The organism is Pseudomonas turukhanskensis (assembly GCF_027922365.1).
GTDB classification, from domain to species: domain Bacteria; phylum Pseudomonadota; class Gammaproteobacteria; order Pseudomonadales; family Pseudomonadaceae; genus Aquipseudomonas; species Aquipseudomonas turukhanskensis.
Genome location: NZ_BSFN01000027.1, coordinates 29,575 through 42,631 on the forward strand (window position 1 = coordinate 29,575; position 13,057 = coordinate 42,631).

Annotated in this window: 9 protein-coding genes; 4 read left to right on the forward strand and 5 right to left on the reverse strand. The window is 61.8% G+C overall.

Annotated elements, in window-relative coordinates; all coding sequences use genetic code 11:
* Positions 1-37: 37 nt before the first annotated feature.
* The 5 genes from lnt to miaB all read right to left on the reverse strand — a co-directional run bounded on the left by lnt (position 38) and on the right by miaB (position 5,446).
* The gene (gene lnt / locus PKE98_RS24750; protein ID WP_271198111.1) at positions 38-1,558 is read right to left on the reverse strand and encodes an apolipoprotein N-acyltransferase; all 1,521 of its coding nucleotides are present in this window, start codon (positions 1,556-1,558) and stop codon (positions 38-40) included.
* Between the two features lie 96 nt (positions 1,559-1,654).
* Positions 1,655-2,494, reverse strand: a complete 840-nt coding sequence (locus PKE98_RS24755) for a CorC family transporter (protein WP_271198112.1) — start codon at positions 2,492-2,494, stop codon at positions 1,655-1,657.
* Positions 2,495-2,535: 41 nt separating this feature from the next.
* Positions 2,536-2,991, reverse strand: a complete 456-nt coding sequence (gene ybeY / locus PKE98_RS24760) for an rRNA maturation RNase YbeY (RefSeq protein WP_271198114.1) — start codon at positions 2,989-2,991, stop codon at positions 2,536-2,538.
* Complete coding sequence (locus PKE98_RS24765; RefSeq protein WP_271198115.1) at positions 2,984-4,003, reverse strand: PhoH family protein; 1,020 nt, start codon at positions 4,001-4,003, stop codon at positions 2,984-2,986. Before PKE98_RS24765 ends, ybeY begins: the two co-directional genes overlap by 8 nt.
* An 87-nt stretch (positions 4,004-4,090) precedes the next feature.
* Entirely contained in the window at positions 4,091-5,446 is a 1,356-nt protein-coding gene (gene miaB / locus PKE98_RS24770) for a tRNA (N6-isopentenyl adenosine(37)-C2)-methylthiotransferase MiaB (protein ID WP_271198117.1), read from the reverse strand.
* 141 nt (positions 5,447-5,587) lie between these two features.
* On the opposite strand from miaB, the gene PKE98_RS24775 reads away from it, so the two are divergent.
* The 4 genes from PKE98_RS24775 (at position 5,588) to PKE98_RS24790 (ending at position 12,252) form a co-directional block, all read left to right on the forward strand.
* Entirely contained in the window at positions 5,588-5,914 is a 327-nt protein-coding gene (locus tag PKE98_RS24775) for a DUF1820 family protein (RefSeq protein ID WP_271198118.1), read from the forward strand.
* A gap of 639 nt (positions 5,915-6,553) precedes the next feature.
* Positions 6,554-7,438 carry a drug/metabolite exporter YedA gene (gene yedA, locus PKE98_RS24780; protein ID WP_271198119.1) on the forward strand — a complete coding sequence of 295 codons (885 nt, stop codon included), beginning with the start codon at positions 6,554-6,556 and terminating at the stop codon, positions 7,436-7,438.
* 82 nt (positions 7,439-7,520) lie between these two features.
* Complete coding sequence (locus tag PKE98_RS24785) at positions 7,521-11,030, forward strand: response regulator (RefSeq protein WP_271198120.1); 3,510 nt, start codon at positions 7,521-7,523, stop codon at positions 11,028-11,030.
* 31 nt (positions 11,031-11,061) lie between these two features.
* Positions 11,062-12,252, forward strand: coding sequence for an HD domain-containing phosphohydrolase (locus PKE98_RS24790; RefSeq protein WP_271198121.1), 1,191 nt, complete (start codon positions 11,062-11,064; stop codon positions 12,250-12,252).
* Positions 12,253-13,057 lie beyond the last annotated feature (805 nt).

Here is a 13,057-nt window from a genome sequence, read left to right on the forward strand (position 1 = left end):
GGATTGCCGCCTTCGCGGGAATGACGAAACGAATGAGTCAAACCGTCTTGGCAATCCGACCCGCCAACAGCGCCCAGCCAAACAGCACAAAACACACAATCACCAGCGGCCATGAGCGCCACTGCAGGTACGGCGTCAGCTTCTGCATCGGCACCACTTCGCCGTACAGCACACCCTGCTCAAACTGGGGAATCTGCGTGGTGATATGGCCGAACGGGTCGATCAACCCGGTCACACCATTGTTGGTGGCGCGAATCATCCATCGGCCGGCTTCCAGCGCGCGCATCTGCGCCATCTGCAAATGCTGTAACGGGCCGATGGAAGTGCCGAACCAGGTGTCGTTGCTCACCGTTAGCAGCAGCTGGCTTTGTGCCGACAGGCCGGCGGCGAATTCCGGGTACACCACTTCGTAGCAGATAAAGGGCGCGATCTTGTAGCCCTTGGCATCCAACAGCGTCTGATCGGCCGGGCCGCGGGCGAAGTCGGACATCGGCAAATCGAAGAAGGCGATCAGGCCGCGCAGCACATCCTGCAGCGGCACGTATTCGCCGAACGGCACCAGCTTCTGTTTCAGGTACGTGCCGCTGCCCTGGCCGACAACGGTGATGCCGTTGTAATACCGTTTTTCGCCCTGGGCATTGGTTTCGCGCACCGGCACGCCGGTGATCAGTGTGGCCTGGCGGTCATTGGCGAAGCGGCCCATGACATTCAGGTACCCCTCAGCAAACTCTTTGAGAATCGGCACTGCTGTTTCCGGCCAGACGATCAGGTCCACTGGCTTGGCGCTGAAGGTCATGTCGCGGTACAGGCCCAGTTGCGCATTCAGGTGCTCGGGGTTCCACTTCATTTCCTGGGCCACGTTGCCCTGAATGGCCGCCACTTTCAGCGGTGCGCCGGCGGGTTCGGTCCAGGCATGGGTTTTCAGGCCCAGGGCAATGGCCCACGGCGCGATCAGCAGCACCACGCCCACGGCCAGAAACGCTTTGCGCTGGCCCAGGCGCGGCAGGTTGATCAGCAGCGCTGCAGTCAGTGCCAGTACAAAGGAAATCAGCCACATGCCGCCCACCGGCGCCAGGCCGCTCAGCGGCCCGTCGAGCTGGCTGTAGCCGGCATACAACCAAGGGAAACCGGTGAGGAACCAGCCGCGAAACGCCTCCTGCGCCAACCACAGGGCGGCGAACGCCAAAGCATCAGCCAAAGGCGCTTCAACGCGGCGCAGCCAGCGCGCCCATGCAAAAGCCGGGAGGGCAAAAAACCAGGCAATGCACGCACAGAAGCCGACAGTGAGGAACGCCGCCAGTGGCGCCGAGGCACCACCGTAGTCATGGATGCTGACGTAGATCCAGCTGGTGCCGGCCACGAACAGGCCAAAACCAAAGCACCAGCCACGGCCCATGGCCTGGCGTGGCGTAAGGTCGCGCAGGCCGAGGTAAAACAGGGCGATGGACAGCAGGGCCAGAGGCCAGATATCGAAGGGGGCGAGGGCGAGGGTGGTGATGGCGCCGGCGGCGAGGGCGACGAGATTGCCGACCCAGCCGGCGCGAGAAATCCAGTTCATTGTTTTCCTGTTGTCGGTAGGTCGGTCTGGACGTGTGTCCGAACTGTTGGGCTTCGCCTGCGGCTCAACCCAACCTACACATCGGGTGGAGGCGTGTCAGCGGTCGATCCGGGTCAGGCGCAGCAGGTGAATGCGGCGGCTGTCGGCGCTCAGTACGCGGAAACGGAAGTCGCCGATCTCGGCAATTTCGTTGCGCTTGGGCAGATGGCCGAACGCGCTCATCACCAGGCCGCCGACGGTATGGAATTCATCGTCGGTGAATTCACTGTCGAACGACTCGTTGAAGGCGTCGATAGGCGTCAGCGCCTTGATCAGGAAGTCGCCGCTGGGCAGCGGCTTGATATAGCTGTCTTCCTCGACGTCGTGCTCGTCTTCGATGTCGCCGACGATCTGTTCCAGCACGTCTTCGATGGTCACCAGGCCCGCCACTCCGCCGTACTCGTCGATGACGATGGCCATGTGGTTGTGGTTGGCGCGAAATTCACGCAGCAGCACGTTGAGGCGCTTGGACTCGGGCACGAAGGTGGCCGGGCGCAGCATGTCTTTGATGTTGAATGCCTGGCCTTCGTCGTGCAGCACCAAGGGCAGCAGGTCTTTGGCCAGCAGCACGCCGATCACGTCATCGAGGCTTTCACCGACGACCGGGTAGCGCGAGTGGGCGGATTCGATAATGGCCGGAATCAGCTCCCTGGGCGTCAGGCCAGCCTTGATGCTGACCATCTGCGAGCGCGGCACCATGATGTCGCGAACCTGCAGGTCGGCAACCTGAATGGCGCCTTCGACAATGGCCAGCGCTTCGCTGTCCAGGAGTTTGTTCTGATGGGCTTCGCGCAGCAGCTCCAAGAGCTCCTGGCGGTTTTTCGGCTCATGGGCAAAAGCCTGGGTAATTTTGCCTAACCAGGATTTTTGCCCGCTGCTCGATCGGTCTTCGCTCATGCTGTTTACTCAGTGTTCCTTTCTGGTGCCTGGGAGCCAGGCTATTCGTCGCCTGCATAGGGGTCAGGGTGACCCAGTTCAGCGAGCAATTGTTGTTCCAAGGTTTCCATTTCGACGGCTTCGTCATCGTCGATATGGTCGTAACCCAGCAGATGCAGGCAGCCGTGAATCACCAGGTGGGCCCAATGGGCCTCCAGGCTTTTGCCTTGTTCGGCGGCTTCACGGGCCACTACCTGCACGCAGATCACCAGATCGCCCAAAAGCGGGATATCCAGCAACTCATCGGGCACGTCGGCGGGAAAAGACAGCACGTTGGTGGCGTAGTCTTTCTGCCGGTAGGTGTGGTTGAGTTCGCGCGCTTCGGCTTCGTCGACCAGGCGAATGGTCAACTCCGAATCGGCCGTGCGCTGGCGCAGCGCCAGTTCACACCACTGGCGGAACTGCGCTTCGCTTGGGCTGGCGGCGCTGCTGGCGTTCTGCAGGTCAAGCTCAAGCATTGCCGCGATCTGCCTCGGGTGCCTTCTTGTTTGCAGAGGCTGCGCTTTCGGCGGCCACTTCGAAGCGCTCATAGGCTTCGACGATGCGCTGTACCAGGGGGTGGCGCACCACGTCCTTGGACAGGAAGTGGGTAAAGGAGATGCCCGGCACGTCCTTCAGCACTTCAATCACGTGGGTCAGGCCCGACTTGGTGCCACGCGGCAGGTCGACCTGGGTGATGTCGCCGGTGATCACAGCGGTGGAGCCAAAGCCGATACGGGTGAGGAACATCTTCATCTGCTCGAGAGTGGTGTTCTGACTCTCGTCCAGAATGATGAAGCTGTTATTAAGGGTGCGGCCTCGCATGTACGCCAGCGGAGCCACCTCGATCACCTGTTTCTCGATCAGCTTGGCCACTTGCTCGAAGCCGAGCATTTCGTACAGCGCGTCGTAGAGCGGGCGCAGGTACGGGTCGATCTTCTGCGACAGGTCGCCCGGCAGGAAACCGAGTTTCTCGCCAGCCTCGACCGCCGGGCGCACCAGCAGAATGCGGCGGATCTGCTCGCGCTCCAGGGCGTCCACGGCGCACGCCACGGCCAGGTAGGTTTTACCCGTACCGGCCGGGCCGATGCCGAAGTTGATGTCGTGGTTGAGGATCGACTTCACATAGCGCTGCTGATTGACGCCGCGCGGGCGAATCATGCCTTTGCGGGTGCGCAGGGCCACGCTGGGTTCCACCGTGTTGCTGGCCAACTCTTCAACCGCAGATTCCTGCAGGAACAGATGGACAATATCGGGGGACAGCTGGGTCGCGTTGGTTTCCCGGTACAGGCGGCGCAGCAGTTGCTCGGCGGCCTGAGTGGTTTCGGGAGCGCCCACCAGTTCGAACTGGTTGCCGCGGTTGCGGATCTCGATGGCCAGGCGCTGTTCGATCAAGCGCAGGTGCTCGTCGAATTGCCCGCACAGGTTGGCGAAGCGGCGAGCTTCAAAGGGTTCGAGGATAAAACGATGCGGTTCTATGGGTGCGTTCAAGGTCGTGTGTAGCCGCCACTCGGCAAGTAAGGTGAGGCGAAGGATAACCCCGGATGCCCGAGCGGGAAAGCTCGGGCATCTGCGGCTTTAGTGGCAGTCGGCCACTGCTTCGTCTTCTGTGACCAGACTACCGCGTAGGGAATGCGGTCTGGCCTCGTCTATCCGTACGTCGGCGAATTGCCCGATCAGGCGCGGGTTGTCGCAGCGGAAATTGACGATACGGTTGTTCTCAGTGCGCCCGGTGAGTTGGCCGGGGTCGCGCTTGGAGAAGTCATTGACCAGCACGCGCTGAATACTGCCGACCATCTTGCGGCTGATTTCAAAGCCTTGCTGGTCCAGGCGGTGTTGCAGGCGTGCCAGGCGTTCGCGATTGGTTTCGGCTGGTATGTCGTCCGGCAAATCCGCTGCGGGTGTACCCGGGCGGGCGCTGTAAACGAACGAATAGGAGAAGTCGAAACCGACGTCGGCCACCAACTGCATGGTGTTCTCGAAGTCTTTTTCGGTTTCGCCGGGAAAACCGACGATAAAGTCCGACGTGATGCTGATATCCGGCACGGCGGCCTTGAGCTTGCGGATCTTGGACTTGTATTCCAGCACCGTATGGTTGCGCTTCATCGCCGCCAGAATACGGTCGGAGCCTGCCTGTACTGGCAGGTGCAGGTGTTTGACCAGCTCCGGCACTTCGGCGTGGGCACGAATCAGGCTGTCGGAAAACTCCAACGGGTGCGAGGTGGTGTAGCGAATGCGGTCGATGCCGTCGATGGCGGCGACCACGCGGATCAGCTCGGCCAGGTCGGCCGTGCGGCCGTCATGGGTCACGCCACGGAAGCCGTTGACGTTCTGGCCCAGCAGGGTCACTTCACGCACGCCGTGTTCGGCCAGGTGAATAACCTCGGCCAGCACGTCGTCGAATGGTCGGCTGACTTCTTCGCCGCGGGTGTAGGGCACCACGCAGAAGGTGCAGTACTTGCTGCAACCTTCCATGATCGATACGTAGGCGCTCGGGCCGTCGATACGCGGCTCGGGCAGGCGGTCGAATTTTTCGATTTCCGGAAAGCTCACATCCACCTGGGGCAGGCGGGTAACGCGCGCGGCGTCGATCATTTCCGGCAGGCGGTGCAGGGTTTGCGGGCCGAAGACCACGTCCACATAGGGCGCTCGGTCGCGAATCGCCGCGCCTTCCTGGCTGGCCACGCAACCGCCAACGGCAATCACCATGTCCGGCTTGGCGAGTTTCAGTTCGCGCCAGCGGCCCAGCTGCGAATACACCCGGTCCTGCGCGCGCTCACGAATCGAGCAGGTATTGAGCAGAATGACATCGGCGTCTTCGGCACGGGCCGTGACTTCCAGGGCCTGATGTTCGCCCAGCAGGTCGATCATGCGCGAGCTGTCGTACTCGTTCATCTGGCAACCGTGGGTTTCGATATACAGCTTCTTGCTCATGCGCGTTCAGGATCTCAAAGAGATGGGGTGTCGTGTGAATCGCGCATTATAGGGACGCCGACCCAAGAGGCCTAGCATTGCCTGCCGGGAGGCTATGCTATGATCCCGCCCCCAAAATTTTCCACGGTTTTTCTCCCTCCCATGAGCAAGCGTGAACCTATCTATAAGGTGATCTTCCTCAACCAAGGCCAGGTGTTCGAGATGTACGCCAAGCAGATCTATCAAAGCGATCTGTGGGGCTTTCTCGAGGTGGAGGAGTTTGTCTTTGGCGAGCGCACGCAGGTGGTCGTCGACCCGAGTGAAGAGAAACTCAAAGCGCAGTTCGAGGGCGTTGTGCGCAGTTTTGTGCCGATGCATGCGATTGTGCGGATTGATGAGGTGGAGCGATTGGGCACGCCGAAGATTAGTGAGGCGCGGGGTGGGGTGGGGAATGTGATGCCGTTTCCGATGCCTATGCCGGATAAGTAATTCCGCGCTTTTGCGCACCGGGCGATCTTCGGCTGAAGGTGTTCTTCTTCGTTACCGCGTGTGCTGAACGTTTTGTTTCGCGCCTTACGCGCGAGTTTCTTTTTCCAATCGATGAAAAAGAAACCAAAAAATCTTGCCCCCACCTTGGGTCTACGCTGCGCTTCGACTTCCCTCGTTACATCGCCGCTCCGGGGGCACGCCACGACGGGCCGTCCCTGGCCCATCGCGCCTCTCGTGGCATCCATGCCGCTCAACCCCCTCCACGACGATTCCACTCGGCCTGCGCTCAAGGGGCGGGCAGATCAAGATCAAAAGCAGATCAAAAGCAGATCAAAAGCAGATCAAAAGCAGATCAAAAGCTCCTCTGCCTGAGGGAGAGGGGGCCCGATTGCTGGGCACGAGCGCCGATGGGTTCCCCTCTCCCGCGTGCGGGAGAGGGGCTAGGGGTGAGGGCCGGGCCAAACGCAGATTCTTCATGTAGGAGCCAGCTTGCTGGCGAACCCTGCAACCCTCAGTCTCGAACCCGTCTCCAGGATGCGCCACAAGCTGTACACCCAATCCCATCCCCCGCTGTGCCTGTTCGCTTCCCCGCCGTAGCTCCTACACTCCCTCTCTTGCCTGCCTTTCGCCGAGCCTTCCATGCGTCCGCGTTTTCCCTTGCTCTTGATCGCTGCCTTCGCTGCTCTGTACATCATCTGGGGCTCCACCTATCTGGCAATTCGCATCGGCGTCGAAACCTGGCCGCCTTTGTTGATGGCGGCGGCGCGTTTTCTGATTGCCGGTAGCCTTATGTATGGCTATCTGCGCCTGCGCGGCACGCCGGCACCCACCTGGCGTGAGTGGCGCGCGGCAATCCTGGTGGGCACGTTGTTGCTGGCGTTTGGCAATGGTGGGGTGACGCTGGCGGAGCACGCGGGGGTGGCTTCGGGGGTGGCGGCGTTGGCGGTGGCCACGGTGCCGCTGTTTACCTTGCTGTTCAGTCGCTGGTTCGGCCACAGCAATTCAAAACTGGAGTGGGCGGGCATCGCCCTGGGCATGACCGGCATTGCGTTGCTCAATGTCGGCTCCAACTTGCAGGCAAGCCCAGCCGGAGCGGCGTTGATACTGTTTGCCGCCGCCAGTTGGGCGTTCGGTTCGGTTTGGAGTAAAACCCAGCCGCTGCCGGCGGGGCCCATGGCTAGCGCCACCGAGATGCTTGGCGGCGGCGCAGTGATGCTGCTGGGCAGTGTGCTCAGCGGTGAGCGCATGACACAAATGCCCAGCGCCGCCGGCTGGGGCGCGTTTTTGTATCTGATTTTCTTCGGCTCGATCATCGCCTTCAGCTCCTACGTCTACCTGCTCAAGCACGTGCGCCCGGCTGCGGCCACCAGCTATGCCTACGTCAACCCGGTGGTGGCGGTGTTGCTCGGTATCCTGTTTGCCAACGAGCAGATCGGCGGCGAGGAGTGGCTGGCGATGCTGGTGATCATCAGCGCGGTGGTGTTGATCGGACTGCCCCAATGGCGCCGCCAGCCTGATCAGTAGTGGCGCTGCCCGCCTGCCCGGTAGTAGCGTCGGCAGTCAGGCTGGCTAAGCTAGCTGAGCAAGCTCACGCAAGGGAGGCAGTATGGGTGGTTGCAAGGCATGGCTGGTGGGCCTGCTGCTGGCAGTGGTTGGCACGCAGGTGCCCGCGGCGCCGCTGAACCTCACGACCGAGGAGCGCGCCTGGGTGGCGGCCCATCCAGTGGTGCGCGTCGGTGTGCAGCGCGGCGGCTGGGAGCCTTTCGATGTGTTTGGCGAGCAGGGCCAGCACACGGGGATTTCCGGCGACTACCTGGCCTTGCTCGGCCAACGCCTGGGCATTCGCTTCGAAACGGTGCAACTGGCTGACTGGGCTGCCGTGCAGGAGGCCTTGCGCGCGGGCCAGATAGACCTCTTGCCCTCGGTGGCGAAAACCGAAGCGCGGCTAGCGCGCATGACCTTCACCGAATCGTACCTCACCAGCAATAGCCTGATTTTTACCCGCCACGAACTGCCTATTCACCGCACCGAAGACCTGGTGGGCAAGCGCGTGGCCATCGAGCGCGGCTATGTCACCGAAGACCTGCTGCGCGCTGCCGTGCCGCAGGCGCAAGTGATAGAGGTGACCAGCGCCGAAGAGGCCTTGCGCGCCGTGTCGTCCGGCGGTGCCGATGCCTATATCGGCAATATGATTGTGGCCAGTTACCTGGTGCGCAAACTCAGCCTGGCCAATATCGAAACTCGTGGCGAGTCGGGTTTGCTGCGCAGCGAACTGCATTTCTCCGTGCGCCGCGATTGGCCGCTGCTGGTCACGGTGCTCAACAAAGGGCTGGACAGCCTGGAGCGCGAAGAGCGCGAACAGATTCTGGACCGCTGGCTGCCGCCGCTCGCCGTCTTCAACTGGCAAAGCCTGTTTATCGTCGGTTGGCCTTACATGCTTGGCGTGCTGGCGGCGCTGGTTGTGGTGGTGCTGTGGAACCGCCACCTGCGTACCCAGATCCGCCAGCGCCGCCTGGCCGAAGCCGAGGTGGTGCGTCAGCGCAGTACCTTGCTGGCGATCATCAATGCCATTCCCGACCCGATCTGGTTCAAGGATATCCAGGGGCGTTACCTGGGTATCAACCAGGCCTGTGCCGAGCTGTTCGGGCACAACAGCGAACAGGTGCTGGGCAAGCGCGACCATGAATTGCTCAACCTCGAGTGGGCGGCCAAGCGCGAGGAGCACGACTACACCGCCATCACCCGCGACGGCACTTACGAAAGCGAAGGCAAGGTGCGTTATCCCGATGGACACTGGGTGGTGTTTGACACCCTGCGCACCATCTTTCGCGACGACCGCGGCGTGCCGCTGGGGCTGGTGGGGGTAAGCCGTGACATCACGGCGCGCAAGCAGGCCGAGGCGGCCATGGCCGATGCCAAGGAGCTGGCCGAAGAAGCGGCGCGGCTCAAGTCCGACTTTCTGGCCAATATGAGCCACGAAATCCGCACGCCCATGAACGCCATTATCGGCATGGCCCACCTGGCGCAGAAAACCGAGCTGCAGCCGCGCCAGCGTGACTATGTCGACAAGATTCAACAGGCCAGCCAGCACCTGCTGGGGGTGATCAACGACATTCTCGATTTCTCCAAGATCGAAGCCGGCAAGCTGGGCATCGAGCACATCGACTTCAACCTGCAACAGGTGCTGGAAAACGTCGCCAACCTGATTGGTGAAAAGGTCGCCGGCAAACACCTCGAACTGGTGTTTAACCTCGACCCCAAGCTGCCCTTGCAACTGGTGGGCGACCCGCTGCGAATTGGTCAAATTCTGATCAATTACGCCAATAACGCAGTGAAGTTCACCGAGCGCGGCGAGATCGAACTGCTTATTCGGGCTGAACAGCAGAATGCCGAACAGGTGCAGGTTTACTTCGCCGTGCGGGATACCGGCATCGGCATCAGCCACGAGCAACTGGAGCGTCTGTTCGAGTCCTTCCAGCAGGCCGACAGCTCCACCACGCGCAAATACGGGGGGACGGGGCTGGGCTTGGCGATTTGCAAGCGCCTGGCCGAAGCCATGGGCGGGCGCGTGGGGGTGCAGAGCCAGGCCGGGCGCGGGAGTCTGTTCTGGTGCCGGCTGCCACTGGGCATTTCTACCGAGCGCCAGCAGGTATTGCAGGCTCAGCCGAGCCTGCGCGGGCGCAAGGTGCTGGTGGTGGACGACAACGACAGTGCGCGCCGGGTGCTGCACGATATGCTGGTGGGCATGAGCTTTCGGGTGGAAACCGCGATTTCCGGTGCGGCCGCCCTGCGTCAGGTGCAACTGGCCGACCAGGGCCGGCCGTTCGACCTGGTGTTGCTCGACTGGCAGATGCCGGAAATGGATGGCATCGAAACCGCGCGCCAGTTGCAGGACCTGGCCTTGCAGGCGCAGCCGCGTCTGCTGATGGTCACAGCCCATGGCCGTGAAGAAGTGCTGCACGAGGCCCGCCAGGCGGGTGTCGACGATGTACTGCTCAAACCGCTAAACGCGTCGGTGTTGCTGGACGCGGTGGTCAGTACCCTGGCCAGCCATAACGGCGAGGCCGCCGCTGCGCCGCGCGCGGCCCTGGCGACGGGCCTGCCCAACCTCGCCGGCAAGCGCGTGCTGCTGGTGGAAGACAACGAATTGAACCGCGAAGTGGCCTGCGGCCTGCTGGAGGAAAGTGGCCTGCAGATCGAACAGGCCGAGCATGGCGGCGAGGCGGTGGAAATATTGCTGGCCAGGGGCGGCGGTTATTTTGACCTAGTGCTGATGGATATGCAGATGCCAGTACTCGATGGCATTGCCGCCACCCGCCGGCTGCGCGCCGAACACCAGTTTGCCCAGTTGCCCATTATCGCCATGACTGCCAACGCCATGCCGGCCGACCGTGAACGGTGCCTGGAGGCCGGCATGGACGACCACCTGGGCAAACCGCTGGACCCCGACCAGCTATGGCGCACGCTGGCCCACTGGTTGCGGGTGGACGCACCAGCCGAGTCGCCCGTGACCAACGAGCCACCGGCCTGGGCGCTGCCCGGCGTGGACCTGGCCAGCGGCTTGCGGCGGGTGTTGGGCAAACCCGAGCTGTACCAGCGGCTACTGCTGAAATTTGCCGCCAGCCAGAAAAATTTCACCGCACAACTGCGTTTGGCTTTGAACCAAGGCGAGGGCGAAGCTGCCGAACGTCTGGCCCATAGCCTCAAGGGCCTGGCTGGCAACCTCGGCGCGGTGGATTTGCAGACCCAGGTGGCCTTGCTGGAAAACGCCCTCAAGGACCACCACGCCGGCGACGAACTGGCGCCCTTGATCCGCGATGTGAACCAGAGCCTCGACTCGTTGGTGCAAGCCATCGAGGCGTTATGGCCGGCCACGACGCAAGAGACCGTGGCGGTAGACCCCCAGCAGCTAGCAGTCGTCTGCCAGCAGTTGGCCGGGCTTTTCGCCCACGACGACCCGCGGGCGGGCAAGGTATTTGAAGCGCAGGCCGGTTTGCTGCGCAGCGCCTTCGACAGTGATTACCCGCCGTTGGCCGAGGCGGTTCGCTGCTACGATTTTGAACAGGCCCTGACGTTATTGCGGCAAACCAGTGAACAGCGCGGTTTGAGCCTTTAGTGCTCAGCCTTTTAGGACAGGAGAGGGTGAAATGGACGGGATACTCGACCGACCCGAGCAGGCGCTGGTGCTGGTGGTGGACGACACGCCGGAAAATCTGGAACTGATGAGCGAGTTGCTGCTGCCCAGCTACCGGGTCAAGGTGGCCAGTTCCGGGCTCAAGGCCCTGCGCATTGCCATCAGCAGCCCGCCGCCGGATCTGATTCTGCTGGATATCATGATGCCGCTGATGGACGGCTACGAAGTGTGCAAACGCCTCAAGGCCGATCCGCAAACCCGCGATATTCCGGTGATCTTCCTCACCGCCAAAACAGAAGTGGCCGATGAGCAGCATGGCTTCAACCTCGGCGCCGTGGACTACATCACCAAGCCCATCAGCCCGCCGCTGGTTCTGGCGCGGGTAAAAGCCCACTTGCAGGTAAAGGCCAGCGCCGATTTTCTGCGCGACAAGAGCGAATACCTGGAACTGGAAGTACGCCGCCGCACGCGAGATATCGAAAAACTGCAGGAAGTCACCATGGAAGCCATGGCCAACCTCGCCCGTATGCGGGAAAACCCGGGCGGTGGGCACCTGGCGCGGATTGAGCCGTATATGGTGGAACTGGCGTCTACGCTGGCCCGCCAGCAACCCGCGCTGACTGACGAACTGACACCGGCGCGTATTGCTCGTCTGGGCAAGTCGGCGCTGCTGCATGGCATTGGCCGGCTGACGCTGCCGGACCGCATTCTGCACAGCCTGGTGCCGTTGGAGCCGGCAGACGTGGCCATGCTGCACCGCCATGCTGAGGCGGGGTTTGCCGCCTTGCAGGCTGCCGAAGACAAATTGGGCAGCACAGAAACATTTTTGACTGACGCCAAACATATCGTCCACAGCCAGCACGAGTGCTGGGACGGCAGTGGTTATCCACAGGGCCTGCGCGGCGAGCAGATCCCGCTGCCGGCGCGCCTGATGGCTGTGGTCGGCCGTTATGAAGAACTGACCGCCCACCATCCCTACCGGCAAACCGCCAGCCACGCGGAGGCAGTGGAGCGCATAAGCGCTGGCAGCGGCACGGAGTTCGACCCCTTGGTGGTGATGGCGTTTTTGGGGGCGGCGGACGAGTTCTGCAGCCTGGCGCTGGGGTTGGCCGATGATGCGCAAGCCATTCATTCCGACTTGCAGCGCTTGGATGAATCGTTTGGCGAGACCATTGAGTTGACGTTGCCGCAGGAACCGGCGTGAGGTTTGTGTTGCCTTCGCAAAACTGGATTCCGGCCTACGCCGGAATGACGGTGAAAGGCGCAAAAAAACCTGTCATTGCGGCGCAGGCCGCAATCCGGAGTGTTGGGGCTGACGTTTAATTCGCGTCGTAAACTGCCGCCGTAACTGCTTGCCCCGCAGGTTTATGTTGCCTTTGCGAGCCTGGATTCCGGCCTACGCCGGAATGACTGGGAAAGGTGCAAAAACCTCCGTCATTGCGGCGCAGGCCGGAATCCGGAGTGTTGGGGCTGACGTTTAATTCGCGTCGTAAACTGCCGCCGTAACTGCTTGCCCCGCAGGTTTATGTTGCCTTTGCGAGTCTGGATTCCGGCCTGCGCCGGAATGACTGGGAAAGGTGCAAAAACCTCCGTCATTGCGGCGCAGGCCGGAATCCGGAGTGTTGGGGCTGACGTTTAATTCGCGTCGTAAACTACTTCCGTAACTACTTGCCCGGCAGGTTTATGTTGCCTTCGCGAGTCTGGATTCCGGCCTACGCCGGAATGACGGTGAAAGGTGCAAAAACCTCCGTCATTGCGGCGCAGGCCGGAATCCGGAGTGTTGGGGCTGACGTTTAATTCGCGTCGTAAACTGCTGCCGTAACTGCTTGCCTGGCAGGTTTATGTTGCGTTTGCGAGCCTGGATTCCGGCCTACGCCGGAATGACGGGGAAAGGTGCAAAAACCTCCGTCATTCCGGCGCAGGCCGGAAACCAGAGTATTGGGGCTGACGTTTAATCGCGTCGTAAACTGCCGCCGTAACTGCTTGCCCCGCAGGTTTATGTTGCCTTT